General features: G+C 72.3%; 20 protein-coding genes. 14 read left to right on the top strand and 6 right to left on the bottom strand.

Going from position 1 to position 26,892, the window contains the following annotated elements:
* Position 1: 1 nt before the first annotated feature.
* Together SMD20_RS23445 and SMD20_RS23440 are read right to left on the bottom strand one after the other, a co-directional pair.
* Positions 2-1,117: a S1C family serine protease gene (locus SMD20_RS23445; protein WP_329584547.1), complete on the bottom strand. Its 1,116-nt coding sequence runs from the start codon at positions 1,115-1,117 to the stop codon at positions 2-4.
* A 45-nt stretch (positions 1,118-1,162) separates the two neighbouring features.
* Positions 1,163-2,593: an AMP-binding protein gene (locus tag SMD20_RS23440; RefSeq protein WP_329584545.1), complete on the bottom strand. Its 1,431-nt coding sequence runs from the start codon at positions 2,591-2,593 to the stop codon at positions 1,163-1,165.
* A gap of 473 nt (positions 2,594-3,066) precedes the next feature.
* Here SMD20_RS23440 and SMD20_RS23435 point away from each other — a divergent pair, with 473 nt between their 5' ends.
* Positions 3,067-3,960 (top strand): hypothetical protein, encoded by an 894-nt coding sequence (locus SMD20_RS23435; RefSeq protein WP_329584543.1) that lies wholly within the window; start codon positions 3,067-3,069, stop codon positions 3,958-3,960.
* Positions 3,961-4,030: 70 nt separating this feature from the next.
* Entirely contained in the window at positions 4,031-6,208 is a 2,178-nt protein-coding gene (locus tag SMD20_RS23430; protein ID WP_329584541.1) for an acyl-CoA dehydrogenase, read from the top strand.
* A 1-nt stretch (position 6,209) separates the two neighbouring features.
* Here SMD20_RS23430 and SMD20_RS23425 read toward each other — a convergent pair whose 3' ends face one another.
* The gene (locus tag SMD20_RS23425; RefSeq protein ID WP_329584539.1) at positions 6,210-8,078 is read right to left on the bottom strand and encodes a hypothetical protein; all 1,869 of its coding nucleotides are present in this window, start codon (positions 8,076-8,078) and stop codon (positions 6,210-6,212) included.
* A gap of 41 nt (positions 8,079-8,119) precedes the next feature.
* Here SMD20_RS23425 and SMD20_RS23420 point away from each other — a divergent pair, with 41 nt between their 5' ends.
* The 5 genes from SMD20_RS23420 to SMD20_RS23400 all read left to right on the top strand — a co-directional run bounded on the left by SMD20_RS23420 (position 8,120) and on the right by SMD20_RS23400 (position 16,021).
* Positions 8,120-9,658 (top strand): hypothetical protein, encoded by a 1,539-nt coding sequence (locus tag SMD20_RS23420; protein ID WP_329584536.1) that lies wholly within the window; start codon positions 8,120-8,122, stop codon positions 9,656-9,658.
* A gap of 104 nt (positions 9,659-9,762) precedes the next feature.
* Positions 9,763-9,897, top strand: a complete 135-nt coding sequence (locus tag SMD20_RS23415) for a hypothetical protein (RefSeq protein WP_329584535.1) — start codon at positions 9,763-9,765, stop codon at positions 9,895-9,897.
* A gap of 12 nt (positions 9,898-9,909) precedes the next feature.
* Entirely contained in the window at positions 9,910-10,731 is an 822-nt protein-coding gene (locus SMD20_RS23410; protein ID WP_329584533.1) for a glycosyltransferase, read from the top strand.
* Positions 10,728-11,855, top strand: coding sequence for a glycosyltransferase family 4 protein (locus tag SMD20_RS23405; protein ID WP_329584531.1), 1,128 nt, complete (start codon positions 10,728-10,730; stop codon positions 11,853-11,855). The genes SMD20_RS23410 and SMD20_RS23405 overlap by 4 nt, the downstream gene beginning before the upstream one ends.
* Positions 11,852-16,021 (top strand): alpha-(1->3)-arabinofuranosyltransferase domain-containing protein, encoded by a 4,170-nt coding sequence (locus tag SMD20_RS23400; protein ID WP_329584530.1) that lies wholly within the window; start codon positions 11,852-11,854, stop codon positions 16,019-16,021. The genes SMD20_RS23405 and SMD20_RS23400 overlap by 4 nt, the downstream gene beginning before the upstream one ends.
* Here the strand turns inward: SMD20_RS23400 and SMD20_RS23395 are convergent.
* A complete protein-coding gene (locus SMD20_RS23395; protein WP_329584529.1) occupies positions 15,942-17,087 on the bottom strand; it encodes an acyltransferase family protein in 1,146 nt (381 codons plus the stop codon). The genes SMD20_RS23400 and SMD20_RS23395 overlap by 80 nt on opposite strands.
* 168 nt (positions 17,088-17,255) lie before the next feature.
* Here SMD20_RS23395 and SMD20_RS23390 point away from each other — a divergent pair, with 168 nt between their 5' ends.
* Together SMD20_RS23390 and SMD20_RS23385 are read left to right on the top strand one after the other, a co-directional pair.
* Entirely contained in the window at positions 17,256-18,176 is a 921-nt protein-coding gene (locus tag SMD20_RS23390) for a DUF3068 domain-containing protein (RefSeq protein ID WP_329584528.1), read from the top strand.
* Between the two features lie 160 nt (positions 18,177-18,336).
* Positions 18,337-19,443: an NAD(P)H-dependent flavin oxidoreductase gene (locus SMD20_RS23385; protein ID WP_329584526.1), complete on the top strand. Its 1,107-nt coding sequence runs from the start codon at positions 18,337-18,339 to the stop codon at positions 19,441-19,443.
* Between the two features lie 23 nt (positions 19,444-19,466).
* Here the strand turns inward: SMD20_RS23385 and SMD20_RS23380 are convergent, their stop codons facing one another.
* Positions 19,467-19,745, bottom strand: a complete 279-nt coding sequence (locus SMD20_RS23380; protein ID WP_329584525.1) for a hypothetical protein — start codon at positions 19,743-19,745, stop codon at positions 19,467-19,469.
* 46 nt (positions 19,746-19,791) lie between these two features.
* A complete protein-coding gene (locus SMD20_RS23375) occupies positions 19,792-20,601 on the bottom strand; it encodes a crotonase/enoyl-CoA hydratase family protein (RefSeq protein WP_329584523.1) in 810 nt (269 codons plus the stop codon).
* Between the two features lie 112 nt (positions 20,602-20,713).
* Between SMD20_RS23375 and SMD20_RS23370 the strand changes: the two genes are divergently transcribed.
* Genes SMD20_RS23370 through SMD20_RS23350 form a run of 5 tightly spaced genes read left to right on the top strand, consistent with a single transcriptional unit; the run spans position 20,714 to position 26,881 of the window.
* Complete coding sequence (locus SMD20_RS23370; RefSeq protein WP_329584522.1) at positions 20,714-22,264, top strand: acyl-CoA synthetase; 1,551 nt, start codon at positions 20,714-20,716, stop codon at positions 22,262-22,264.
* On the top strand, positions 22,254-23,150 hold the full coding sequence (locus SMD20_RS23365; protein WP_329584520.1) for a Zn-ribbon domain-containing OB-fold protein: 897 nt from the start codon (positions 22,254-22,256) through the stop codon (positions 23,148-23,150). The genes SMD20_RS23370 and SMD20_RS23365 overlap by 11 nt, the downstream gene beginning before the upstream one ends.
* Positions 23,150-24,145: a lipid-transfer protein gene (locus tag SMD20_RS23360; RefSeq protein ID WP_329584519.1), complete on the top strand. Its 996-nt coding sequence runs from the start codon at positions 23,150-23,152 to the stop codon at positions 24,143-24,145. The genes SMD20_RS23365 and SMD20_RS23360 overlap by 1 nt, the downstream gene beginning before the upstream one ends.
* Position 24,146: 1 nt before the next feature.
* A complete protein-coding gene (locus tag SMD20_RS23355; protein ID WP_329584518.1) occupies positions 24,147-25,295 on the top strand; it encodes a thiolase domain-containing protein in 1,149 nt (382 codons plus the stop codon).
* The gene (locus SMD20_RS23350) at positions 25,295-26,881 is read left to right on the top strand and encodes an acyl-CoA synthetase (RefSeq protein WP_329584516.1); all 1,587 of its coding nucleotides are present in this window, start codon (positions 25,295-25,297) and stop codon (positions 26,879-26,881) included. The genes SMD20_RS23355 and SMD20_RS23350 overlap by 1 nt, the downstream gene beginning before the upstream one ends.
* The last annotated feature ends 11 nt before the right edge of the window (positions 26,882-26,892 follow it).

Genomic DNA, 26,892 nt, shown 5'->3' with positions numbered 1-26,892 from the left:
GTCAGTCCCCGGGAAGCTGCCCGAGGGTCACCACCACGGTCGCCCGGGAGCCGTCGGGGCGGATGAGTCCCACCTTGACCTCGGTGCCCGGCTTCAGGGTGGCGATGGTCTCGGTCAGGTCGGCGATGGTGGGCGTCTCCTTGTCGTTGACCGAGACGATCACGTCGCCGGTCTCGATGCCGGCCTTGGCCGCGCCGCCGCCCCGCTCCACGCGGGCCACCCCGACGCCGGCGGGCTGGCCGTTCGCGCCGAGCACCGTGCCGCCCCGGATGCCGAGCGCGGCCCGGCGGCTGTTGGTGACCTTGCCGTGCTTGATGATCTGGTTGGCGATGTCGACGGCGGTGTTGCCGGGGATGGCGAAGCCGATGCCGGGGGCCGCGCCGCCGCCGAGCTCGGGGTTCGTGGCCGCGAGCGTCGGGATGCCGATCACCTGGCCGGACAGGTTCACCAGCGCGCCGCCGCTGTTGCCGGGGTTGATGGCGGCTGAGGTCTGGATGGAGTTGGCGATCGTCGCGCCGGGCGAGCCGGCCTCCTGCGGTTCGGAGATCGTACGCCCGACCGCCGAGACGATGCCCTCGGTGACGCTGCCCGACAGGCCGAGCGGATTGCCCATGGCGAGCACGATCTGCCCGACCCGGACCTTCGTGGAGTCCGCGAACGTGGCCGGCCGCAGCCCGTCGGGGTTGTCCACCTTGATCACGGCCAGGTCGCCGGTGGCGAAGGAGCGCACCAGCCGCGCCTTGCGATCGGCGCCGCCGGTGGCGAAGGCGACGCTCATCTCGGTGGCCTCACCGACCACGTGGGCGTTGGTGATGATGTGGCCGGCGTGGTCGAAGACGATGCCGGAGCCGAGGCCGACCTTGGTGTTGATCTGCACGATGGACGGCAGGACGTTCGCGATGACCTGCTCGTAGGCGGCCTCAAGGGCCTGGGCGGGGGCGCTGCCCGCCCCGGTCGCCTCGGGTGAGGTCGGGCCCGGGGACGTGGTCGCGCCCGGCGACGCCGAGGTGGGCGCGGTGGGCGTGGTGGCCGGGGACCGCGTGCCGGTGGCGGGGAGCGTTCCGCAGCCCGCGAGCAGCACGGCGGCGGCGGCGAACGCCGCGGCTGTCCTCCTCATGGGCGTTTCCCCCGTGGGCTGCCTCATGGCAGTGGTGTGCCCGAATCACTGCGAAAGATACGCCTCCCGGACATTTCTCCTGCTGAGCTTGCCGGTGGGCGTACGCGGCAGCGACTCGCGGTACTCGATCACCCGCGGATGCTTCAGCCGGGCCAGCCGGGGCGCGCAGTGCCGCAGCAACTCGGCGGTCAGCTCCTCGCCGCCCGTCACCCCCGGCGCCGGCTGGACCAGCGCCACGACCTTGTGGCCCCACTCCGGGTCGGGAACGCCGATCACGGCCACGTCCGCGACCGCCGGGTGCTCCAGCAGCGCCGCCTCGATCTCGGCGGGATAGATGTTCACGCCGCCCGAGATGATCAGATCGGTACGCCGGTCGAGCAGGAACAGGTAGCCGTCCTCGTCCAGGTAGCCGATGTCGCCGGGGGTGTAGTCGCGCCCGCGCATGGCGGCGGCCGTCTTGTCCGGGTCGCCGTGGTACTCGAAGCGGTTGATGCCGCCGATGTAGACGAGGCCGGGCTGCCCGGGCGGCTGCTCCTCGCCGTCCTCGCCGACGATCGTGAAGCGCATGCCGTCCAGCGCCTTGCCGACCGTGCCGGGCCGCTCCAGCCACTCCTGGGACGACACCATGGTGGCCACGGCCGCCTCGGTGGAGCCGTAGTACTCCCACAGCACCGGGCCGAGCCAGTCGATCATCGCCTGCTTGATGGCGGGCGGGCAGAAGGCGGCCCCGTGGTAGAGGTGGGTGAGGGACGACAGGTCGTACGACTCCCGGTCCGGCACGGCCAGCAGCCGGTGGAACATCGTGGGCACCATGAACGCGTTCGTCACCCGGTGCCGCTCGACGAGCCGCAGCGTCTCGGCCGCGTCGAACCGATCGGGCGCCACGATCGCGTGCCCGAACTGCAGCGCCATCATCGCCTGCCCGTACGGCGCCGAGTGGTAGAGCTGCGAGCACACCAGGTGCACCCCGCCCATCGGCAGTCCGAAGTGCCGCCAGCTCTTGCGCATGAGGATCGGGTACAGCTCCTCGGGCGTCAGCTCCAGCAGCCGCCGCCGTACGCCCTTGGGGCGGCCGGTGGTGCCCGAGGTGTAGAGCATCATGGAGCCGGCCCAGCGCTCGGCGGGGGCGGTGTCCGGCTGCCCCGCGCCCAGCTCGGCGACCGTGAGGGCGTCGGGGGAGACCACCACCTTGGCGCCGCAGTCGGCGATGATGTAGTCGATCTCCTCGGCGGTGAAGTGCCAGTTGACGGGCACCAGGTAGGCGCCGATCTGGTACGTCGCCAGCATCATGGTGAGCGCGTCCGGGCCGTTCTTCAGCACGGTCACCACGCAGTCACCCCGGCGGACGCCGCGCGAGGCCAGGCCGTTCGACGTCTGGTTCACCCGGGACAGCAGGGCTCCGTAGGTGAGGCCCTCGTCGCCGAGGAGGGCGGGACGATCCGGGTCTTCGGCGGCGATCTCGTAGAAACCCCTCATGTAGCCAGACCTTACAGAATTAGATTCTGCTGCGGCTATAGAGGAAATAACCCGCTCTGCGGTGACGTAACCTCAAGGTCATGGCGGACGTCGGAGACCAGATACCCTCCTCGAACTCACCCACCACTCCGTTCCGCAAGGTCGTCCTGCCGCCGGCCGAGGAGACGGTGCAGATCCAGCGACCCCCGGCGGCCCCGCCCCGCCCCACCCCTCAGCCCCCGTCCGGCCCGCAGCCGCAGCCTGCTCCTCAGCCGCAGCGCGCCCCTCAGCCGCAGCCGCAGCCACCGTCAGGCCCTCAGTCCCGGCCTCAGCCGCCGTCCGGTCCGCAGGCCCGGCCGCAGCCGCCGTCCGGTCCGCAGGCCCGGCCGCAGCCGCCGTCCGGCCCGCAGTCCCACCCTCAGTCGCCGTCCCGACCCCGGCCGCCCTATGGTGCGCAGCCGGCGTCCGGTGCGCAGAAGCGGGGCGCGCAGCCCATGCCCCCGCCCGCCCTGCGGCAGTCGGCGGCGCCGCCGTTCCCGGGCGGCCGGCCCGAGGAGCTGCCGCTGGGCGGCGTGCCGTCGGCGCCGACGCTGCCGCCCGTGCCGCCGGTGCCGCCCCGGCGCGGCCTCGGTGACATCCCGATCAAGGTCGTCTACCTGATCGGCGCGATCGTCGCCACGATCGCCGCCGTCCTGCTGGTCTTCGTGGTCTTCTCCGGCGACGTCCCGGCCAACCAGCAGCCGACCGGGGACGAGGGCGTCGTCCGCGTCGCCCCGCTGCCGTCCGCCTCCGCCACGCCCAGCGCGTCGGCCTCCGCCTCGGCGACCCCGTCGGCGAGCCCGGTCGTGCTGCCCCCGGTCCCGGCGAGCAGGGCGCTGAAGGCGTCCCCGGGCACCCCGGCGGTGGTCATCGGGACGATCTCCGACAAGACGGTCGGCATCTCCTATCCGCGGCTCGCCGCGCCGTGGCAGGCCAGGTCCTACCCGCCGTACTCGATCGCGCAGCGCATCGGCAAGGCGGAGATGCCGTACACGCTGATCGCCTCGGCGATGTACCCGGGCGAGTCCCCGGCGAAGAAGCCCAGCTCGGACGCCGACTACCGGGAGATCGCGACCGACGCGGTCCGCTGGGCGATGCGCACCCAGTACCCGAAGGGCGCGGCGGTCGAGTGGACCGCCTCGCAGAAGATCCCGGTGGGCAAGGGCTGGACGCTCGGCTACAAGGTCACCTACACCGCGGGCGGCAAGAGCCAGGTCACCCAGGCCGTGGTGACGGTGGTCGAGGTGGGCAAGACCAAGCCGGCCATGCTCCTCGCCTCGATCCCCGAGACGAACAAGGCGCGCTGGCCGGACCTGAGCACGATCGCCCGCCAGGTTCGTCCGTTGTAAGGCGTTGGCCAGAAGCATCCTCTAGAATATGGTTCCGGTATTGCACCTGGGATCTGCTGGAGGATGAGCGATGGCTATCGGATTGAGCGAGGAGCACGAGGCGCTCCACGAGTCGGTGAGCGGCTGGGCCAAGCGGAACATCACCAGCGACCTCCTGCGCGCCGGCGCCGAGGGACGCCCGCCGTTCTGGTCCGGCCTGGCCGAGCAGGGCCTGCTCGGCCTCCACCTGCCCGAGGAGAACGGCGGCTCCGGCTACGGCCTGCTGGAGGCCGCCGTGGCCGTCGAGGCGCTGGCCGAGCGCATGGCGCCGGGACCGTACGTGCCGACCGTGCTGGCGAGCGCGGTCATCCACGCGAGCAAGCGCCACGAGCTGCTGGAGCGGCTCGCCGACGGCACCCTGACCGCCGCCGTCGCCCTGAGCGGCGCGCTCACCGGCAGCAGCGCCGAGGACGGCTCGCTGACCGTCTCCGGCGCCGTCGAGCCGGTGCTCGCCGGCGCGCTCGCCGACGTGCTCGTGCTGCCGGTGTCCACGCCCGACGGCGAGCGGTGGATCGCGCTGGACGCCGCCGCCGCGACCGTCACCGAGCAGAAGTCGCTCGACCTCACCCGCGCGGTGGCCAAGGTCGAGGTGGCCGAGACCGTCGTGCCCGCCGACCGGGTGCTGGAGGGCGTCGAGAGCGCCGAGGTACGCCACCTCGCGGCCATCCTGCTCGGCGCGGAGGCCGCCGGCCTCGCCTCCTGGTGCGTCACCGCGGCCGCCGACTACGCGAAGGTCCGCGTGCAGTTCGGCCGCCCGATCGGCCAGTTCCAGGGCATCAAGCACAAGCTGTCGCGCATGCTGGTCGCGCTGGAGCAGGCCCGCGCCACCGTCTGGGACGCCACCCGCGCCGACGGCAAGGAGCTCGCCTACGCGGCCGCCGTGGCCGGCGTGATGGCCCCCGACGCCGCCGTGCAGTGCGCGAAGGACGCCATCCAGACCTTCGGCGGCATCGGCTACACCTTCGAGCACGACGTGCACCTCTACTACCGCCGCGCGCTCACCCTGCGCGCCCTGCTCGGCTCGTCCGCCGACTGGGCCGCCGAGGTCACCGCGCTGGCGCTCCAGGGCGTCACCCGCGAGATGGAGCTCGACCTGCCCGAGGACGCCGAGGCGCTGCGCGAGTCGATCCGCGCCGAGATCGCGGAGATCGCCCAGCTCGAAGGCAAGGAGCAGAAGCGGGCGCTCGCCGAGCGCGGCTTCGTCATGCCCCACCTGCCCCGCCCCTGGGGCCGCGACGCCAAGCCGCTGGAGCAGGTGCTCATCGCGCAGGAGCTCAAGGCCGCCAAGGTACGCCTGCCCGCCCTCATCATCGGCGCCTGGGTCGTGCCGTCCATCGCCGTGTACGGCACCCAGGAGCAGCAGGAGCGCTTCCTGCCGAAGACGCTCAGCGGCGAGATGATCTGGTGCCAGCTCTTCTCCGAGCCCGGCGCGGGCTCCGACCTCGCCTCGCTGCAGATGAAGGCCGAGAAGGTCGAGGGCGGCTGGAAGCTCAACGGCCAGAAGATCTGGACGTCGGTCGCCCACGTCGCCGAGTGGGGCATCTGCATCGCCCGCAACTCCAGCGAGGGCTCCAAGCACGAGGGCATCACGTACTTCCTCGTCGACATGAAGGGCCCCGGCGTCACCGTGCGCCCGCTGACCGAGATGACCGGCGAGAACCTGTTCAACGAGGTCTTCCTCGACGACGTGTTCGTGCCGGACGACCTGGTCGTGGGCGAGGTCGGCGAGGGCTGGAAGGTGGCGCGCAACACGCTGTCCAACGAGCGCGTGTCGCTGTCGTCCGGCTCGGGCGGCACCGGCTCGTCGGTGCCCGACCTGCTCGGCCTGGCCGGCCGGCTCGGCCGCGAGCTGACGCCGGTCGAGGCGCAGCGGGTGGCCGAGGTCGTCTGCGAGGGCCACTCGATCAACGCGCTGTCGCTGCGGGTCACGCTCAAGCAGCTCGCCGGCACCGAGCCGGGCGCGGACGCCTCCGTGCGCAAGCTGCTGTCCACCTCGCACGCCCAGCACGTCTCGGAGACCGCCGTCGAGCTGCTCGGCGCCGCCGCGACCACCGCGGCGGACATGAAGCTGGGCGACGCGGGCTACTGGAACCGGGCCGTGCTCGCCACCCGCGCCATGACGATCTACGGCGGCACCACCGAGGTGCAGCTCAACATCATCGGTGAGCGCATGCTCGGCCTGCCCAGGGACCCCGAGCCCGGCAAGTGACCTAACGTTCGACCGGCTGCGGCGGGACGGCGGCGGCCGTCTCGTCCGCGGCCGGCACGCCGACCCTGATCTCGCCCACGCACGTGGTGCCACCGCCCACCGTCCGGAGGGCGAGCTCGGGGCCGCCGCCGTCGAGCGTGGCGTACGTGATGCCCAGGTTCGCGCCGGCGGGCACCGAGGTCCTGGCGAGGCCCATCCGCACCTCCAGGGTGGTGGCCTCGCCGTTCAGGTAGGAGATCTGGACGACCTGCTCGCCGCCCGCCGGCGGGGCCGGGATCGGGAAGCGCACCTCCGTCCCGCCGACCGGGCGGCACGCGGCCCCCGCTGGGATCGTCGTGCCCGTGAGGCGTACCGGGCGCAGCCGTCCCTGGGCGTCGAACATCCGGGGGACGGAGATCGGCCCGGCGAGCCTGCGCGTCCAGGTGACGCGGTGCCGGGCGGCCGGGTCGACGACCTTCGAGTGGCGGGCGTAGTCGTAGAAGAACAGCGGGAACGCCACCTTCTCCGGCACGTACGCGTCCAGCACGACCGTGCCCGCGGGCATCCGCGCCAGCGCCGACTCGGCGGTCTCCACGTAGCTCTTGACGTTGCGGCCGAGCGGCCGGTCGGCGTAGGCGGCGACCGACCAGACCGAGCTCACCGCCACCACGGCGGCGAGCGGCGCCCAGGCCATCCGGAGGGGGCCGATCGGCCGCAGCCACGGCTCCGGCTCGCCCGCCACGGGGATGAACGCCAGCCCGATGACGATCGCCACGACCATGGCGGTCGAGGAGAGGTAGCGCAGCTCGTACCCGCTCAGATCGGGACCGAGCAGCTCGATCCGGCCGAGCATGATCGGCGCGACGTCCGCCAGCAGGAAGTAACCGAGCAGCATTACCCACGCCAGCCAGGCCCGCCGCCGCAGGCGCACCGACACCGCCACGGCCGCGACGGCCACGGCGAGGCTCGCCCACATCAGCGGGGCGGGGGTGGCGGCCAGCGCGTAGTCCTCGCCGATCGGCTGCCAGTGCCAGGGCCCGCCGAGCGCGGTGGGGATGAGCGAGCCGGTCAGCAGCGTCCAGACCGACTTCGCGGCGACCTCGGCGCTCGGCAGCGAGATCGGCGAGGTCTGCCGGGTGAGCTGCACGGTCGTGAGGAGCTGGTGCAGGAAGAGCACCGCGTACGGCACCAGCACGGCCAGGTAGAGCGCCCACACCCGGAGCAGCCTGCGCGCGCCGCCGAGCCAGCCGACGGTCAGCACGAAGGCGAGCACCGGGATGAACGGCGCCTTGACGAAGAACACCATCCCGAACGCCGTCCAGGCCGCCGCCGCGACCGCGTGCCGCAGGCGCCCGGTGCGTACGCAGAGCACGTGCGAGGCGAGCGCCATCGGCAGCGCGATCTGGAACGGCAGCGTCTCGGCCACCACCGCCCACCACGACAGCCCGGAGATCGTCATCGGGGTGACGAGGGCGAACCCGAACGGCACCAGGATCGCCGGACGCGGCCCGAACAGCACCCACAGCAGCCGCAGCAGCGCCAGCCCGGCCGCCGCCTGGAGGCCGAGGGTGAGCACGTGCGCGAGCACGTCGTTGTGGACGCCGAGCCGTCCGAGCGCCCAGTGGATCGCGAACGCGCCCGGCATCAGGTGGCCGTAGTCCACCCGCATGAGGTAGTCCCAGGTGAACCCGTTCTCCAGGCCCCTCGCGAGGAACATGAAGTCGTCCTGGCGGAAGTACGTCCGGTTGACCAGCCCGGCCTTCCACACCAGTTGCACGGCCACCATGATCAGCCCGGCGGCGAGCACGGCGTCGCCGCCGCGCAGCCACGGGCGCCCCCCGGCGGTCGCCACGCTCTCCATCACCCCGTCCTCCCGGCGCAACTCAACCACGGAGCGACATAGTGGTGGAAGTGCTGTGATGTCATAGCCGCATGTCGCAGACGACCCGAGCCGGGCTCGCCGCCGTCCTCCTCGGGCTGGGGCTCGGCTGCCTGGCCCTCGGCCCCGGGCTGGGATGGGGGTTCGTGCTGCTGCACGACATGGTGTTCGTGCCGGATCCGGCGTTCTCGGCCTGGACGTTCGGGCTGGCGGGAGGCGCGGCGCGGGTGGTGCCCAGCGACGCCGTGGTGACGGCGCTGGCCCAGGTGCTGCCCGCCGAGCTGGTGCAGAAGCTGATCCTGCTCGGGATCTTCGTGCTGGGGTGCACGGGGGCGGCGCTGCTGCCGCCGTCGGCCTCGCTCGGGCCGCGGTTGGTGACCGGCGCGTTCTACGTGTGGAACCCGTTCGTGGCCGAGCGGCTGCTCATCGGGCAGTGGGCGCTGCTGCTCGGGTACGCGGGCCTGCCGTGGGTGGTCCGGGCCGTGTGGTCGGGGCGGCGGCGCGCGGTCGCGGTCCTCCCCGCCGCGGTGGGCGGCTTCGCCGCGATGACGGTCACCGCGCTCACGGCACTCCCTCTCGCTCTGGCCCGGCGTCGGTGGCGTGATCTTGCCGTCACCGCCGCTGTGCTGGTCGCGTTCAGCCTGCCGTGGCTGGTGGCGACCGCGCTGCGGCCCGAAGGGCTGGCGGGGGACCCGGCGGGGATCGGGGCGTTCGCGGCGCGGGCCGACACGCCGTTCGGGGCGGTGGGGAGCCTGCTGTCGCTCGGCGGGATCTGGAACGCCCGCGCCGTGCCGCCCGGCTACGAGACCTGGGCGGGCGCGGTGGCGCGGCTGCTGCTGGTGGTCGCCGGGGTGGTCGCGTTCCTGCGCTCCGAGCTGCCGTTCCGTCGGGGGCTCGCCGGGGCGGCGCTGGTCGGGCTCGCCGTGGCGTGCGTGGGGGTGAGCGAGCCGGGGCGGGTGGCGTACGAGCAGGTGGTGGGCTGGTGGGGCGGGTTCGCGGTGTTCAGGGACGCGCAGCAGTTCATCGCGCCGCTGGCGCTGGTGGCGGCCCTCGGCCTCGGGGCGCTCACGGAACGTGTGGCGGGGCGCAGGGCGTGGGTGGGGGCGATGGCCCTGGTGCCGGTGGCCGTCCTGCCCACGCTGTCCTGGGGCGCGCTCGGGACGCTGGACGCGGTGGCGTACCCGTCGAGCTGGAGCGCCGCCCGCGCGGTCATCGCGCGTGATCAGGAGCCCGGCGACGTGCTGGTGCTGCCCTTCGAGTCCTACCGGCGCTTCCCCTGGAACGGCGGCCGCCCGGTGCTCGACCCGGCGCAGCGCTTCTTCGCCGTGGCGGGCCGGCGGGTGGTGTCGAACGACGCCGTACGGGTCGGCGATCTCGTCGTGGGGAGCGAGGACCCACGCGCGCGTGAACTAGAACTCGTACTAGGCGGGCCTTCGCCCGACCTGGCGGGAGCCGGGATCCGCTATGTGATAGTCAACGCGGGGACAGTTGAAGAGCGGGCACGGTTTGCCGTATGGCTACGCAGAGCACACGTTCTGGTCCATGACCGTGACCTGCGGTTGTATCGGGTTGAGGGGCCGGTAAGCCGCTGAGCAGGTAGTTTGTTAAGATTTGGCCTAGCTACTTCCGAGTAGCAAGAATTGGTTCTAAGTTGGGTGCGGCCCCGCTCCTGTCTGCCCGCCGAGGAGGAAGTTCCGTGATCAAGGTCCTCTTAGCAGCGATCATCGGCGTCGCCGTAGCGGCTCTCGTGGCGACGGTCACCACGGTCTCCTTCACCGGCGCCACCGCGACGCCGGTCAACCAGCCGCTCTACAACTACGGCGACCGGTAAGGCCGGATCAGCATGCCGCCCTCTCCGCAAGGGGACGGCGGGACGAGCCGACCACCACTGCTTGAGATCGTCGTTCCTGCGCACAACGAGGAACGGCGTCTTCCCGGGGGGCTCCTGCAGCTGTGCGCGAAGCTTGCCCGCATGCCGTTCCCGGCTGCCGTCATAGTCGTCGACAACAACAGCACGGATCGCACCGCGGAGATCGTCGAGAACTGGCCGGCCGGGCCCGTACCGGTCCGGCTCATCCCCTGCCCGATCCCGGGCAAGGGGGCCGCCGTGCGAGCCGGGCTGCTGGAGAGCGGCGCCCCGTTCGTCGGCTTCTGCGACGCCGACATGGCGACCGACCTGGACGCCATCGACGCGGCGCTCGGCCTGCTGCTGTCCGGTGAGCGCGTGGTGATCGGCTCCCGTGCCCACGAGGGCTCCGTCGTGGAGAACCGCCACAGCAGGGTCCGTGAGCTGGGCGCCGCCTTGTTCCGCGCGCTGGCCGGCGCGCTGGTGCCGGGGGTGAGCGACACCCAGTGCGGCTTCAAGTTCTTCGACGGGGTGCTCGCCCGCGAGGTCGCCGCGCTGCTCCGCACGCCCGGCTTCGCCTTCGACGTCGAGCTGCTCGCGCGCTGCGCGGCGGACGGCTCGGAGGTGCACGAGATCCCCGTGCGCTGGCTGGACGTGCCGGGGTCGTCGTTCTCGCCGGCCCGTCACAGCTTCGGCATCGTGCTGGAGATGGGACGCATCTGGCTGCGGCTGCGCCCGAGGCCGCGTCTCAGGCCGCGCCACGCCATGCACCCGGCCTGGGAGCCGCCGGCCGCTCCTGACCCCGTCGGATTTCCGTGAAGATCGCCTTCGTCAACTGGCGTGACCCCTGGCATCCCCAGGCGGGCGGCGCCGAGACGTTCGCCTGGGAGCTGGCCCGCCGCCTCGCGGGGGCGGGCCACGAGGTGTGGTTCGTCACGGCGCGGGCGCCCGGCCAGCGCGGCAAGGAGACCGTCGAGGGCGTGCGCTTCGCCCGCATGGGCGCGACGTTCACCGTCTACCCGCTGGTGCTGGCCTGGCTGCTGGTCCGGCGCGGGCGCTTCGACGCGGTGCTGGACTGCCAGAACGGCATCCCGTTCTTCACCCCGTGGGTGGTACGGCGGCGGACGAAGGTGGTCTGCGTCGTGCACCACGTGCACGACCGGCAGTTCGGCGTGCACCTGCCGGGGTGGCTGGCCGCCGTCGGCCGGTTCCTGGAGGGGCCGGTGTCCCGGTGGAGCTACCGGCGGCACCCGAGCGTGGCCGTGTCGCCGTCCACCGAGCTCGCCATGCGCGAGCGGCTGGCCTGGAAGGGGCCCATCCACATCGTCCCGAACGGCGTCAGCGTCGCCGACCCCGGCGAGGTCGCGCGGAGCGCCGAGCCCCGGCTGGTCTGCCTGGGGCGGCTGGTCGCGCACAAGCGCGTGCACCTGCTCCTCGACGCCGTCGCCGAGCTGCGGCGGCACCGGCCGGACCTCCAGGTGGACGTCATCGGACGGGGGCCCGAGGAGGAACGGCTGCGTGCGCGGCTGCCCGAGGGCGTCACCCTGCACGGCTACCTGCCGGAGCGGGAGAAGAGCCGGCTGGTCGCGCGGGCCTGGCTGCACGTCAGCGCCTCGCAGGGCGAGGGGTGGGGGCTGAGCGTGCTGGAGGCGGCGGCGCTCGGGGTGCCGACCGTGGCCTTCGACGTGGACGGGCTCCGCGACGCGGTACGGCCGGGCGAGACCGGGTGGCTGCTGCCTGAGGGGGTCGAGGGCACCGGGCTGGCCAAGGGCCTTGCCGGAGCACTCGACGAGGTGGACGACACTTATTCCGTGAAATGTCGGGAATGGGCTGACCGATTCTCCTGGGACCGCAGCGCCGAACGGCTCCTCGCCGTACTGGAGGGCCGCTCCCCAGGCGAGGGCTCCTCCGACCTCGGTGAGTGGGCCGGGGAGGAGCGATGAGCCGGCCGCCGGCCACCGACAAGCTGGTCTGGGGCCGCCCCGGCACCGGCCGCGCCGGCAGCTCCAAGAACGCCGGCTCCAAGAACGCCGGCTCCAAGGCGGGCGCGCGGGCGCTCGGCGAGCGGGCGTGGCGGCGCTGGTGGCTGGTGATCTGCTGCCTCGGCTTCGGCCTGCTGGCGTTCACCACCAAGCCCGGCCACCTGATCTCCGACACCAAGATGGACCTCGCGCTCAACCCGGTCGGCTGGCTGGAGCGCGCCGCGCACCTGTGGGACCTGCAGCACTTCGGCCAGCTCCAGAACCAGGTGGCGGGCTACATCTTCCCCATGGGGCCGTTCTTCGCCCTCGGCGACCTCGCCGGCATGGCACCGTGGGTGACGCAGCGGCTCTGGCTCACGCTGCTCATGTGCGTGGCCTTCCTCGGCGTGGAGCGGCTGTCCGGGCAGCTCGGCCTCGGCACACCGGGCACCAGGATCGCCGGGGCGCTGGCGTACGCGCTGGCCCCGCGCACGCTTTCCATCCTCGGCGAGATCTCCATCGAGTGGCTGCCCGCCGCGATGCTGCCGTGGATCCTCATCCCGCTGCTCACGGCCTCCGAGACGGGCCAGCGGGCGCGCGGCGCGATCAGGTCGGCGCTCGCGGTGGCGCTGTGCGGCGGCGTGAACGCGGTGGCGGTGCTGGCCGTGCTCGTGGCCCCGGTCCTCTACATCCTGACCCGGCCGCGCCCGGTGCCGCGCTGGCGGCTGCTCGGCTGGTGGAGCGCCGCCGTCGCGGTCGCCACCCTCTTCTGGTGGCTGCCGCTGCTGCTGGTCGGCAGGTACGCCTTCTCGTTCCTGCCGTACACCGAGACCGCCGGCACCACCACCCAGGTCACCTCGCTCACGAACGTCCTGCGCGGCGCCTCCGACTGGGTGCGCTACCTGCCCGTGAACGGCGTCTTCGAGCAGCCGCCCGGCTTCGCGATCGCCACCTCGGCCACGATGGTCGTGGTCACCGGCGTCCTGGCCGCGCTCGGCCTGGCCGGGCTGGCCCGCCGCGACCTGCCCGCGAAGGGGTTCGTGCTGGCGCTGTTCGTGGTGGGCGTGGCCGCGCTGGTGGCCGGGCACATCAGCGCGCTGGAGCCGATCACCGCCGAGCCGGTCCGCTGGCTGCTGGACGGGCCGCTCGCGCCGCTGCGCAACCTGCGCAAGTTCGACCCGCTGGTCCGGCTGGCGCTCGCCTTCGGCCTGGCGCACCTGCTGGCGCGGGCTCGGCTGCCGCTCCGCACGCTGGCCGCCGTGGCCGCGGCCGCGCTCGTGCTGCCCGTCTTCAACCAGGGCCTCGCCGCGCCGGGGGACTTCGAGGACGTGCCGCCGTACTGGCGGCAGGCCGCGTCCTGGCTGGACGAGAACGCCGGCGACGACGGCGTGCTGCTCGTGCCGGGCGCCAAGTTCGCCGAGTACGTCTGGGGCCGCCCCATGGACGAGCCCCTGCAGGCGCTGACCACGGCCCGCTGGACCACCCGGCGGATCGAGCCGCCGGGCTCGGTCGGCCTGACCCGGCTGCTCGACGTTATCGACCAGCGCCTGGCCGCCGGTCACGGCTCGGCCGGCGTGACGGCGGTGCTGCGCCGCCTCGGCGTGCGCTACCTGCTGGTACGCAACGACCTCATGCGGCAGAACCTCCAGGGCGCCTGGCCGTCGCGCATCTACGAGGCGCTGCGCGAGACGCCCGGCGTCAAGCTCGTACGCTCCTTCGGCGACCCCGTCGGCGACCGGCAGAGCGACGACGCCCAGCACTCGCTCGACCCGGCCTTCCCGGCGCTCGACCTGTACGAGGTGTCCGACGCGGCCGACCTGGTGTCCGTGCAGTCGGCCGCCGACGCGGTGGCCGTGCGCGGCGGGCCGGACTCGCTGCTCGCGATGGGCGATCTCGGGCTGCTCGGCGACGCCCCGGTGCTGGTCGGCGGCGACGCGGGCAAGCGCGAGCTGCCCACCGTCGTCAGCGACGCGCTGCGGCTGCGCGAGCGCTCGTTCGGCGAGCTGCGCTCCAACCAGTCGCCCACGCTCACCGCCGACCACAAGGCCGACTTCGCGGGTGTACGCGCGCTGGACCTGCTGGAGGACGGCTGGCTGGACGACACCGCGACCGCCGAGTACCACGGGATCTCCGGCGTCACGGCCTCCTCCTCGATCGCCGACCCGGACGCGGTCGCGGGCAGCGGCGACCCGAGCCGGGGCCCGTGGGCGGCCATGGACGGCAACGTCGCCACCGGCTGGGAGACCAGCGGCACCAGCCGCCCCGAGGGGCAGTGGCTGCGCGTGGACCTTCCGGCGCAGCGGCGGATCGAGCAGGTCCAGGTCATGTTCGGCTCCGGTTTCCTGCTCGGCCGGTCCGTCACGCGGGTGGCCGTCGAGACCGACTCGGGCAGCCTGACGCAGGACGTCCGCGACACGACCGACCCGCAGACGCTGCGGGTGCCGGAGGGCCCGGCGACCTGGCTGCGGATCAAGATCGTCGCGACCGGCCCGGAGCGGTGGAGCTACGGCCAGCGGGCCGGCGTCATCGAGCTGTCGATCCCCGGCGTCGTGGCCGAGCGCACGATCAGGCTGCCCGGCACGGGCGGCGACGCGTGGGTCATGGACCAGGGGCTCGACGCCCGGCCCGCCTGCGTGCGCAACCAGGTGCGGTGGGTGTGCAACGACGCGGTGCTGACCAGACGGAGCGAGGAGACCGGCTTCGACCGTACGTTCACGGCCCCGGCCGCCGACACCGTGAACGTACGCGGCACGGCCGTGCTCAAGGACGCCGCGCTGGCCGACCGCTTCACCCGCGTCAGCACCGGGCTCACCCAGGTGACCGGCTCGTCCCAGCTCACCGACGACCCGGTGGTCTCGCCGCGCTCGGCGTTCGACGGCGACCCGAGCACCACCTGGATGCCGGCCGCCGAGGACACCCAGCCGACGCTCACGCTCACCTGGAAGGGCGAGAAGACGATCTCGCGGATCAAGCTGGGCCGCCCGGCCGGCGACCGCATGCAGCCGCTCGACGTGGTCGTCACCGGCGACAACGGCATCGCCCGCGCCGGCCGGGTGGACCAGGAGGGGAACCTCACCTTCCGGCCGCTGCGCACGACCGAGCTCAAGCTGCGCTTCACGCCCTACTCCAAGCGGCTGCAGCTCACCGAGCTGGTCGTGCCGGGCCTCGACCCGGTGACCAGGCCCGCCGACATCCCGCTGCGGCTGCCCTGCGGCTTCGGCCCCACCATCGAGGTGAACGGCACGCCCATCGCGACCAAGGTCGCGGGCACCCACGCCGAGCTGCTGGAGAAGCGGCCCGTACGGATCCAGGGCTGCGCGCGGGCCGAGCTGAAGGCCGGGGACAACCGGGTGCGGGTGGCCGGATGGGACTCGTTCGCGATCGACGACCTCGTGGTCGGCCGGCTGGCGGACGAGCCGCGCGGCGTCGAGGGCGCGGCGGTGCGCGGCATCTGGACGGCCTCCGAGCGCGAGGTCAAGGTGAGCGCCCCCAAGGACGCCTTCCTCGTCGTCAACGAGAACTTCAACGCCGGCTGGCGGGCCAGGGTGGACGGGCAGACGCTGCGGCCGGTGCGCGTCGACGGCTGGAAGCAGGCGTGGGAGCTGCCCGCGGGCACGTCGGGGACCGTGCGGCTGGAGTACGTGCCGGACCGCGCCTACGGGCTCGCGCTGGCGTACGGCATGGCGGGGATCGCGCTGCTCGCCCTGGGCGCGCTGGTGCTGCGCGGGCCGCGTCCCGAGCACGTACGCGAGACCGCCCCGGCCGGGAAGGCGCGCATGTCGCGGCTGCGGGCGCCGTACGCGGTCGTGCTCGGCCTGGCGTTCGGCGGCTGGGTGGCGAGCTGGCAGGGCGCGCTGGCGGTGCTGGCGGCGATGCTGGTGACGTTCGCGCTGCGGGCCAGGCGGCTGCCGGCGCACTGGCTGTCAGCCGGGCTGTTCGGCGTGGCGACGGCGTCGCTGGCGGTCCACCTGGTGCTGCGCGAGCACGGGATCGACCTCGCGGTGCTGATGGACCACGTGCCGCAACTGCTGTCGTCGGCGGCCGTCGGGGCGCTGTTCGGTCAGCACGTCACCCGGCCGGCGCGGCCGGCGCCGCCTCCCGGGCTGCCGGCCGAGGAGCAGGTGCTGGCCGGCGCCGGCTCAGCCTGAGAGCGGTGGCCTCGACGAGATGGTAGCTCCCCACGCTGAGCAGCAGCGTCACGATGAACGACAGCACGGCCACGCTCGGGAAGTCGCCCTGGAACGGCTGCGCGCCGGTGAGCTTGAGCTGCAACGTGATCACCGGCGCGTGCCACAGGAAGAAGCTGTAGGAGATGCGGCCGAAGTAGGCGACGACCGGGTTGCCGAGCACCCGGTGGCGCAGCGAGTCCGCGCGCGGCGCCAGCGCGAACGGCGCGACGAGCAGCACCGAGACCGCCGCCTCCAGGCTCATCCTGATCAGCGACTCGCCGAGGGTGGGCAGCGTGAGCGTGCGCGGGCCGGCGAGGCCGGTGCTCAGCACCGCGTACAGCAGGAAGGCCAGCACGAGGAGCTGCGGCGCGAGCGCGTCGACGGCCCGGCTCTCCTTGAGCCACACCGACAGCACCGCCATCGCCATGCCGCAGGCGAAGAAGACCAGATGGTACGGCAGCCACAGCCCGAACTCCGGCCGGTCGCTCAGCCGGGCCACCACGATGGAGGCCACCGAGACCAGCGGCAGCAGGCCGATGCCGGTCAGCAGCCGCACCGGCCGGTTCCCGCCCCGCGCCCACCGGTCGAGCGCCCAGGCGAGCAGCGGCAGCGCGACGTAGAAGGCCATCTCGATGGGCAGCGTCCACATCTGGTAGAGGCCGTCGGGGGTGGGGTCGCCCGGGAAGTAGTTCTGCAGCAGGAGCAGCCACTTGACCCAGCCGGTCCAGTCGAGGCCGCCCCACGCCCAGAGCGCCAGCGCGGTCACCAGCCAGTAGACCGGCATGACGCGCAGCACCCGCCGCCACAGGTACGTGACGGGCCGGGGGCGCTCGGTGCCCTCGATCGCCGCGCGCGCCCACGGGCGGTAGAGGAGCAGGCCGGACAGCAGGAAGAAGATGGGGACGGCGATGCCGAGCCGCGCCATCAGCCAGGCGTACATGCCCTCGCGGTACATCACGCCGGTGTTGCTCCCGACGTGCAGCAGCCAGACGCCGAGCGCGGCGCACGCGCGGACGCCGTCGAGGGCCGCGTCCCTGTTCTTCATCCCTGTCCTCACCTCCGCGGATCTGTGCGCGGAAACCACGATAGAACTTGTTTCTATCGATTTGGTGACGGAGGGAGGCGCGGCGGTGACGCGCACCACCCCCTGTCATACTTTGTTGCTCGACGATCAGACCTGATGACAACACGTTCTACAAATGCGGAGGCCTCGATGGGTCGTATCTCCACGCTCGTCCTCATCGGGTTCGGAGCTTTCTTCATCGCACTGGCCCCGTTGGTGAAATTCTGGGCGGCCGAGAAGATCATCTCCGCGCCGGCGAACCAGTTCGGGATCTCCCGGCTGGAGGCCAAGCAGGCGCAGTACTTCTCCCTCCAGGACCTGAAGGTCCTCACCGGCGACCTCGACATCATCGTCACCACGCGCGGCGACGTGAAGGAGGCCAACTCCGACCGGGTCGTCTGGGACGAGGCCACGGTCGTCAACGACGTCACCAACAGCCGCCCGCAGATCGACCTGTCCGAGCGGCGCAGCGCCTTCAACCGCTACACCGGTGTCGCCGTCAACTGCTGCGGCTCCAGCGTGGACAAGGCTCCGGTGCAGCTCGAGGGCCAGATCTACAAGTGGCCGTTCGACGTGGAGAAGAAGACGTACAAGGTGTTCAACGCGCAGGCGCAGAAGGCCTTCGACGCCACCTTCGTCCGTGAGGACAAGGTCAACGGCCTGCCGGTGTACGTCTTCGAGCAGGCCGTCCCGCCGACCAAGACCGAGACCCGCACCGCCCCCGCGAACGTGCTCGGCATGACGGGCACCACCGGCGACGTGCAGGTCGACCGCTGGTACGACGGCAAGACCACCTTCTGGATCGAGCCCGTCACCGGCTCGCCGGTCAAGCAGGAGGTGCAGCGCCACGAGGTGCTGAAGACCCAGGACGGCGTGGAGCGCTCGGCGGCCTTCATCGGCACCGCCGTGATGACCGACGAGACCGTCGACGGCCTGGTCAAGAACGCCCAGGAGGGCAAGAGCCAGATCAACCTGCTGCGGAACATCATCCCGCTGGTGGTGCTCATCGTGGGCGTGGCGCTGGTGCTGGCCGGTGTGGTGCTGGGCCGCCGCCGCCCGGCGACCGCGTGAAACAACGCGCCATTTTAAGGCCCGCCGAAAGGCGGGCCTTTTTCTTTTTTCGAGATCGATATAGAACGTGTTATAGGCGGAGGTTACTCACCGGTACCGACGAAAGGTTCTAGTGTAGAACACGTTGCAGTTCGCGTTGTGGCGGACGTATTGTCGGGCCATGCGGACACGTGTCACGGACATGTTCGGTATCGAGCTCCCGATCTTCGCGTTCAGCCACTGCAGGGACGTGGTCGCCGCCGTCAGCCGCGCGGGCGGCATGGGCGTGCTCGGGGCCCTCTACTTCACCCCGGAAGAGCTCGAGATGGAGCTCAAGTGGATCGACGACCACGTGGACGGCCGGCCGTACGGCGTGGACGTCGTCATGCCGGCCTCGTACGAGGGGGCCGACTTCGCCGCCGACGAGCTGGTCGGCCGCCTCCAGGCGATGATCCCCGAAGGGCATCGCTCGTTCGTGGAGAACCTGCTGGCCGAGCACGGGGTGCCCCCGCTCTCGGCGGACGCCGACGCGGGACGGGTGCTGCTCGGCTGGACGGACGCGACCGCGCGCCCGCAGGTCGAGGTCGCCCTCCGTCACCCCATCGCGCTGCTCGCCAACGCCCTCGGCCCGCCCCCCGCCGACGTCGTCGAGCTGGCCCACTCCCACGGCGTCAAGGTGGCGGCCCTCGCCTCCACGCCCAGGCACGCGCTCAAGCAGGTCGAGGTCGGCGTGGACGTCGTCGTCGCCCAGGGCACCGAGGCGGGCGGGCACACCGGCGAGATCTCCACCATGGTCCTCATCCCGCAGGTGGTGGACGCCGTGGACGTGCCGGTGCTGGCCGCGGGCGGCATCGGCAACGGCCGCCAGATGGCCGCAGGCATGGCGCTCGGCGCGGAGGGCGTGTGGACCGGCTCCCTGTGGCTCACCGTCGAGGAGGCCGACACGCCGGAGATGGCCAAGCGCCGCATCCTGGAGGCCACCTCCCGCGACACCGTCCGCTCCCGCAGCTGGACCGGCAAGCCCGCCCGCCTGCTCAGGAACGAGTGGACCGAGGCGTGGGAGTCCGCCGAGTCGCCGGGCACGCTGCCGATGCCCCTGCAGTTCATGCTGGTCTCGGACGCCCTGCGCCGCATCGGCCGCTCCGACGCCTCGGAACTGGCCACCTTCCCGGCCGGCCAGATCATCGGCCTCATGAACCAGGTCCGCTCCACCAAGGACGTCATCTTCGACCTGATGGCGGAGTACGGCGAGGCCCTGGAACGTCTGGAGCGCATCACGGAGGACTGACCGTCGTCACACGGGTACGACGGTCACCAGGCTTTCGAGCGACGAGCCGCTGCCTCGGCGCCGAACGGCAGCGGCTCGAAGCCGCCGAACACCTCATCAGTCTCGCGGCGCATCTCCGCGTGGTCGACGTGGGGAAGACGCCGATGCTTCGCGACCAGCTCCTCGGCGCTCAGGCGGCGTCGCTCCTCGGGACCTGAGTGGACGAGCCGGAGGAGTCGCGCACGCTCTTCACGCACCTGGTCGGGCCGGAGCCGGTCGACCAGGCGGTGAAGTTCTTCGTACTCTTCCTGGGCTGCCGTCATGCGGCCGAGCCTACGGTGCGAGCCCGGCGGTTTCCCGGCGTTTCGTTCAGTGGCCCTGGTAGTTCGCGGGGCGCTTCTCGCGGAAGGCGCGGGTGCCTTCCTTGGCGTCCTCGGAGCCGATGACCGGCCAGCCGAGGTCGTCGGAGACCTTCAGGGCCTCGGGCTCGGGCAGGCCGAGGGTGTCGCGGTAGGTGCGGAGGATCGCCTGGACGGCGAGGGGGCCGGAGGCGGCCACGTCGTCGGCCAGTTCGCGGGCCACGGCCAGGGCCTGCCCGTCCGGGACGACGCGGTTGACCAGGCCCATCGACAGCGCCTCGGCGGCCGTGACGGCGCGGCCGGTCAGGAGGAGGTCCATGGCGTGGCAGTACGGGATCTGGCGGGGGAGCCGGACGGCGCTGCCGCCCATCGGGAACAGCGCCCGCTTGGCCTCGAACAGCCCCAGCGTGGCCGACTCGGCGACCACCCGCAGGTCCGTGCCCACCAGCAGCTCGGTGCCGCCGGCGACCGCGTAGCCCTCGACGGCGCAGATGATCGGCTTGGTGGGCAGGTCCTCGCGCAGCAGGCCCTTCCAGTGGAAGTTCGGGATCTTGGCGGCCCGCGCCTGGACGTCGGGGTCGGTGGAGGGCCGGCCCATGGCCTTGAGGTCGGCGCCGGCGCAGAAGGTGCCCTCGGCGCCGGTCAGGATCGCGACCCGGACGTCCGGCTCGGCGCTCGCGTACGCCCAGGCCGAGGCGAGGCCGATCAGCATGTCCGAGGAGAGCGCGTTGCGGGCCTCCGGCCGGTTCATGGTGACGACGAGGACGTGCCCGTCGCGTTCGACCCGGCAGTGGGGGGTGCTGATCGGCAGGAGCTCCACGATGCCTCCGAAGTCTCGTATCAAGCGCTTGCTACGCACTTCGCCCCAGGATACGCTCCCAGCAGCAAACGAGAACAGGTTCCTGTTTTTTCGTCGGCCGCGAGGAGCGCACATGGGCACGCTCGGTTTCTGGAGGCTCGCGCAGGCGGATCCGGATTGGATCGCCGCCGTGGACCCCGACGGCGCGGAACACCGCGCGGGCGACCTCCTGGCCCGGGCCAACCGCCTCGTCCACGGTCTGCGCGACGAGCTCGGGCTCCAGCCGGGCGACGGCGTCTGCGGCCTGGTCCCGAACGGCGCCGACGGCCTGGTGCTGTACCTGGCCGCGCTCCAGGCCGGCTGGTACTACACGCCCGTCAACTGGCACCTCACCGGACCGGAGATCGCGTACATCGTCTCCGACAGCGAGGCCAAGGCGTTCTTCGTGCACCCGCGCTTCATCGAGGAGGGCGCGCGGGCGGCCGAGGCCATCGCGCCTGAGCGCCGCTTCCTCATGGGGGAGGGGACGGACGGGTTCCGGCCGATGCGCGAGCTGACCGACGGCCGTCCCGGCACCGCGCCCCCCAACCGCACCGCCGGCCTGACCATGCACTACACCTCCGGCACCACCGGCAAGCCGAAGGGCGTGCGCCGCCCGCTCAGCGGCCTGGACCCGGACGACGCCGCCGAGCTGATGACGTTCCTGCTGGGGCTGTTCGGCGTCACCCCGGGACGCCCCAACGCGCACCTGGTCACCTCGCCGAGCTACCACACCGCCGTCACCCAGTTCGGCGGCACCGCCCTGCACATGGGCCACACGCTCGTCTACATGGACCGCTTCGACGCCGAGGAGCTGCTGCGCCTGTGTGAGCGGCACCGCGTCACCAGCTCCCACATGGTGCCGACGCACTTCAAGCGGCTGCTCGCGCTGCCGGAGGAGACTCGGCGCGCCTACGACCTGTCCTCGCTGAGATGGATGATCCACGCCGCCGCCCCCTGTCCCGTCCCGGTGAAATGGGCGATGTTGGAGTGGTGGGGCGACTGCGTGTACGAGTACTACGCGGCCACCGAGGGCGGCGGCACCCTCGCCACCCCCGAGGGCTGGAAGACGCACCCGGGCACGGTCGGCACGGCCTGGCCCATCAGCGAGCTGCTCATCGTGGACGAACAGGGCGAACCGGTCCCCACCCGCACCCCCGGCACGATCTACATGAAGATGCTCGGCGCCTCGTTCGAGTACAAGGGCGACCCGGACAAGACCGCCGCCAACCGCCTCAAGGACTTCTTCACCGTCGGCGACATCGGCTACCTCGACGAGGACGGCTTCCTCTACCTCTGCGACCGCAAGGCCGACCTGATCATCTCGGGCGGCGCGAACATCTACCCCGCCGAGATCGAGAACGAGCTCATGATCCACCCCAAGGTCGCGGACGTGGCCGTGTTCGGCATCCCGGACGAGGAGTGGGGCGAGCAGATCAAGGCCGTCATCGAGCCCGCACCGGGCGCCGAGCCCGGCCCCGAGCTCGCCGCAGAGCTGCTGGCCTCCCTGGAGGGCCGGCTGGCCCGCATGAAGTGGCCGCGAACGATCGACTTCATCGCCGAGATGCCCCGCGAACCGAACGGCAAGCTGCACAAACGCAAGCTCCGCGACCCGTACTGGGAGGGACACGACCGTGCCATCTGATCCGCTGGTCGCTCAGCACGTCCTGGAGTTCCCCGGCGGTTACACCCGCTCGACCGGCCCGGTGGTGGGCCGCTTCCTCACCGAGCTGCGCGAGCGCCGCATCGTCGGCGTGCGCACGAGCGAGGGCGGCGTGCTGGTGCCGCCCCTGGAGTACGACCCAACCACCGGCGAGCCCGTGACCGGCGAGTACGTCGAGGTCGGCCCCGCCGGCACGGTCACCACCTGGACGTGGGTGCAGGAACCGCTCGGCTCCCACCCGGTGGACGTCCCCTTCGCCTGGGCGCTGATCACGCTCGACGGCGCGGACACGGCGCTCGTGCACGCCGTCGTCCCCGAGCACCCCAAGGAGATGCGGACCGGGATGCGCGTCCGCCCGGTGTGGCGGGAGCAGCCCACCGGTCACATCACCGACATCCGGCACTTCGCCCCCGAGGTCACGAAGATCGTCTCCCCGGTCCGGGCGGAGTACCGGCTGCGGGCGGGCGGCTCGCTGGCGGTGTTCCTGTCCGGCGTGGAGCGCGGGGTGCTGCTCGGCGGGCGCTGCGAACGGTGCGCGAAGGTGTACGTCCCCTACCGGACCTTCTGCCCCGAGTGCGGAGGCCCCATCCCGGACACCCTCGAACTGCCCGACACCGGGACGATCACCACGTTCGCCATCAACAACCTGCCGGATCCGCGGGCGCCCGAGGTGCCCTTCGTGTCGGCGTACATCCTGCTCGACGGGGCCGACCTCCCGATGATCGCGCTGGTCGCGGGCGTACCCGCGCACGAGGTGCGGCAGGGCATGCGGGTGCGGGCCGTGTGGGTGCCCGAGAGCGAGCGTACGGCGTCCATGGCGAACATCCGCTGGTTCGCCCCCACCGGCGAGCCCGACGTGGAGCTGTGATGAGAGAGGTAGCGATCGTCGCGTTCGCGCAGACGCGGCACACCGACCACGACACCGGGCTCAGCGAGCCCGAGCTGATCCTGCCCGTCATCAACGAGGTCAAGGAGCGCACCGGGCTCACCCGGTTCGGCTTCACCTGCTCGGGGAGCTGCGACTACCTGGCGGGCGCGCCGTTCTCGTTCGTCTCGGCGCTCGACGCGCTGGCCGCCTGGCCGCCGATCTCCGAGAGCCACGTCGAGATGGACGCCGCCTGGGCGCTGTACGAGGCATGGGTACGCCTCCAGCACGGCGACATCGACTCGGCCCTCGTGTACGGGTTCGGCAAGACCTCGCTCGGCGACCTGCGCACGATCATGACGTTGCAGCTCGACCCGTACTATCTGGCCCCCCTCGGCCTCGACCAGCTCTCCTACGCCGGGCTCCAGGCCGCCGCCCTCGGCGCGGAGCGCGCGGAGCTGGACGAGATCGTACGCCGCAGCCGGGCGGACGGGCGGGCGAACCCGTACGCGCTGGACCTGCCCGACCCCGAAGGGGACGGGCTCGTGGCGCCGCCCATCACCGACGGCGCGGCGGCGGTCGTGCTGGCCGCCGGCGACCTCGCTACCCGCCTCAGCACCAGCCCCGCCTACATCAGGGGCGTCGCCCACCGGATCGAACCCCACTACCTGGGCATGCGGGACCTCGCCAGGTCGGCCTCCGCGGCCGACGCCGCACGCGCGGCGGGGGTCGGCAAGGGCCCCGTCGAGGTGGCCGAGCTGCACGCCCAGTTCGCGCACGAGGAGATCATCCTGCGTGAGGCGCTGGAGCTGACCGGCGACACCGTCGTCAACCCGTCCGGCGGCCCGCTCGCCGCCAACCCCGTCATGGCGACCGGCCTCATCCGCATCGGCGAGGCCGCGCAGCGCATCCTCGACGGCCGCAACCACCGGACCGTCGCGCACGCCGCCGGCGGCCCCTGCCTGCAGCACAACCTCGTCACCGTCCTGGAGGGCTGAGATGGGCAACCGCTGTGCGGTCATCGGCGTCGGGCAGACGCACTACACGACCCGCCGCCAGGACGTCTCGATCGCCGGGCTGGTGCGCGAGGCAGCGGTGCGGGCCCTGGAGGACGCCGGGCTGACGTTCAAGGACATCGACGCCGTCGTCATCGGCAAGGCGCCGGACCTGTTCGAGGGCGTGATGATGCCGGAGGCGTACCTGGCCGACGCGCTCGGCGCGGCCGGCAAGCCGGTCATGCGGGTCCACACCGCCGGCAGCGTCGGCGGCTCCACCGCGCTGGTCGGCGCCTCGCTCATCCAGGGCGGGGTGCACGAGCGGGTGCTGGTCGTGGCCTTCGAGAAGCAGTCGGAGTCCAACGCCACCTGGGCGCTGTCCACGCACCTGCCGTTCAGCGCCTCGCTCGTGGTCGGGGCCGGCGGCTACTTCGCGCCGCACATCCGCGAGTACATGCGCAGGACCGGCGCGCCCGGCCACATCGGCACGCTCGTCGCCGTCAAGGACCGGCTCAACGCGCTGAAGAACCCGTACGCGCACCTCAAGATCCCCGGCATCGACCAGAAGATGGTCGAGTCCACGCCCATGCTCTGGGAGCCGATCCGCTACCTGGAGACCTGCCCGTCCAGCGACGGCGCCTGCGCCATGGTGCTCGCCGCCGAGTCGGCCGTCACCGGCACGCCCGCCTGGGTGCACGGCACCGCCATGCGCTCCGAGCCGATCTTCCGCGCCGACCGCGACACGGTCAGCCCGCAGGCGGGCAAGGACTGCGCCGCCGACGTCTACCGGCAGGCCGGCATCACCGACCCGCGCCGGCAGATCGACGTGGCCGAGGTCTACGTGCCCTTCTCCTGGTACGAGCCCATGTGGCTGGAGAACCTCGGCTTCTGCGCCGAGGGGGAGGGCTGGAAGCTCACCGAGTCCGGCGCCACCGCCCTCGACGGCGACACCCCCTGGAACGCCTCCGGCGGCGTTCTGTCCAGCAACCCGATCGGCGCGTCCGGGCTCATCAGGTTCGCCGAGGCCGCCCAGCAGGTACGCGGCCAGGCCGGCGAGCACCAGGTGGACGGCGCCCGCACCGCGCTCGGCCACGCCTACGGCGGCGGCGCCCAGTTCTTCGCCATGTGGATCGTGGGACGGGAGAAGCTCTGATGGAGTTCAACCACGCGGACCTGTTCGAAGGGCTGGCGGACGCGATCCCCGAGCGCGTCGCGGTCATCTGCGACGCCGACCGCCGCACCTACGCCGAGCTGGACGCCGAGGCCAACCGGCTCGCCCACTACCTCGACGGCCTGGGCGTCGGCCCCGGCGACCACGTCGGCCTCCAGCTCTACAACGGGCTGCCGTACGTCGCCGGGATGCTGGCCGCGCTGAAGCTCCGCGCCGTGCCGATCAACGTCAACTACCGCTACGTCGAGTCCGAGCTCCTCTACCTCTACCGGGACTCCGACATCCGGGCGCTCATCTACGACGTCGAGTTCGAGCCGCGCGTCGCCGCCGTCGTGGGCGAGGCGCCGCTGCTGGAGCACCTGATCGCGGTCGGCGGGCCGCCGTCGATCGGCTCGGCGGTGACGTACGAGGCCGCGCTGGAGAGCGGCAAGCCGGAACGGGGCTTCTCGCCGCGCTCCGGCCAGGACGTCTACATCATCTACACCGGCGGCACCACCGGCATGCCGAAGGGCGCGATGTGGCGGGTCGAGGACCTGTTCTTCGGCTTCGGCGGCGGCAACCCGGGCGGCGAGCCGCGGTCCACCCCGCAGGAGGTCATCGACGAGGCGGTCAAGGCCGGGCCGATGACGATGATGGCGGTGCCGCCGCTCATGCACGGGGCGGCGCAGATGGCCACGTTCATCACCTGGTGCATGGGCGGGACCATGGTCTACGTCCGCAAGTTCGACCCCGACGAGGTGTGGCGGACCGTCGAGCGCGAGCGCGTGCTCACCGTCAACATCACCGGCGACGCCATGGCCAGGCCGCTCGCCGAGGCGCTGGCCGTGGGCTCGTACGACCTGTCGTCGCTGTTCGTGGTGAGCTCGACGGGCGCGATCCTGTCGGGCGCGGTCCGCGACCGCCTTCAGGAGCTGCTGCCGAACGTCATGATCCTCGACAACTTCGGCTCCACCGAGTCCGGCTACACCGCCTCCGCCGTCGCCGGGTCCTCGCCCGAGAAGGGCCTGCGCTACCAGCCGAACGCGGTGGTCCGGCTGGCCGTGCTGGACGAGGCGGGCCGCCCGGTCGAGCCGGGCTCCGGCGCGCTCGGCACCGTCGCGAGGACGGGACGGGTCGCGTTCGGCTACTACAACGACCCCGACAAGACCGCCCGTACGTTCGTCACCGACGAGCAGGGCACCCGCTGGCTGCTCACCGGCGACCTCGCCACCGTGGATCCGGACGGCACGGTCAACGTGTTCGGGCGCGGCTCGCAGTGCATCAACACGGGCGGGGAGAAGGTGTTCCCCGAGGAGGTCGAGGCGGTGCTCAAGGGCCATCCCGGCGTGTTCGACGCGGTGGTGACCGGGGTGCCGGACGAGCGCTGGGGCAACCGGGTGGCGGCGGTCGTCGAGCCGCGGCCGGGGGTGGAGCTCGCGGCGGCGGAGCTGGACGCGCACTGCCGCACGCTGCTGTCGGGGTACAAGGTGCCCCGTTCGTACGCGTTCGTGGATCAGATGGTCCGCTCCCCGGCCGGGAAGGCGGACTACCGGTGGGCCAGGGAGACCGTGGAGGCCGGCGAATCCTGAGCCGGGTCGCG

Origin of the sequence: Nonomuraea sp. LP-02, assembly GCF_036289125.1 — a bacterium.
Lineage (GTDB): Bacteria > Actinomycetota > Actinomycetes > Streptosporangiales > Streptosporangiaceae > Nonomuraea > Nonomuraea bangladeshensis.
This window is presented reverse-complemented; position numbering and strand designations above follow the sequence as displayed.

What these genes read in the sequence shown, in the direction of transcription:
- SMD20_RS23430 (WP_329584541.1), top strand. Translation starts at nt 4,031, where the DNA reads ATGGCTATCGGATTGAGCGAGGAGCACGAGGCGCTCCACGAGTCGGTG.
- SMD20_RS23350 (WP_329584516.1), top strand. Translation starts at nt 25,295, where the DNA reads ATGGAGTTCAACCACGCGGACCTGTTCGAAGGGCTGGCGGACGCGATC.
- SMD20_RS23390 (WP_329584528.1), top strand. Translation starts at nt 17,256, where the DNA reads ATGGGTCGTATCTCCACGCTCGTCCTCATCGGGTTCGGAGCTTTCTTC.
- SMD20_RS23355 (WP_329584518.1), top strand. Translation starts at nt 24,147, where the DNA reads ATGGGCAACCGCTGTGCGGTCATCGGCGTCGGGCAGACGCACTACACG.
- SMD20_RS23395 (WP_329584529.1), bottom strand. Translation starts at nt 17,087, where the DNA reads ATGAAGAACAGGGACGCGGCCCTCGACGGCGTCCGCGCGTGCGCCGCG.
- SMD20_RS23370 (WP_329584522.1), top strand. Translation starts at nt 20,714, where the DNA reads ATGGGCACGCTCGGTTTCTGGAGGCTCGCGCAGGCGGATCCGGATTGG.
- SMD20_RS23435 (WP_329584543.1), top strand. Translation starts at nt 3,067, where the DNA reads ATGCCCCCGCCCGCCCTGCGGCAGTCGGCGGCGCCGCCGTTCCCGGGC.
- SMD20_RS23380 (WP_329584525.1), bottom strand. Translation starts at nt 19,745, where the DNA reads ATGACGGCAGCCCAGGAAGAGTACGAAGAACTTCACCGCCTGGTCGAC.
- SMD20_RS23440 (WP_329584545.1), bottom strand. Translation starts at nt 2,593, where the DNA reads ATGAGGGGTTTCTACGAGATCGCCGCCGAAGACCCGGATCGTCCCGCC.
- SMD20_RS23385 (WP_329584526.1), top strand. Translation starts at nt 18,337, where the DNA reads ATGCGGACACGTGTCACGGACATGTTCGGTATCGAGCTCCCGATCTTC.
- SMD20_RS23360 (WP_329584519.1), top strand. Translation starts at nt 23,150, where the DNA reads ATGAGAGAGGTAGCGATCGTCGCGTTCGCGCAGACGCGGCACACCGAC.
- SMD20_RS23410 (WP_329584533.1), top strand. Translation starts at nt 9,910, where the DNA reads ATGCCGCCCTCTCCGCAAGGGGACGGCGGGACGAGCCGACCACCACTG.
- SMD20_RS23445 (WP_329584547.1), bottom strand. Translation starts at nt 1,117, where the DNA reads ATGAGGAGGACAGCCGCGGCGTTCGCCGCCGCCGCCGTGCTGCTCGCG.
- SMD20_RS23400 (WP_329584530.1), top strand. Translation starts at nt 11,852, where the DNA reads ATGAGCCGGCCGCCGGCCACCGACAAGCTGGTCTGGGGCCGCCCCGGC.
- SMD20_RS23420 (WP_329584536.1), top strand. Translation starts at nt 8,120, where the DNA reads ATGTCGCAGACGACCCGAGCCGGGCTCGCCGCCGTCCTCCTCGGGCTG.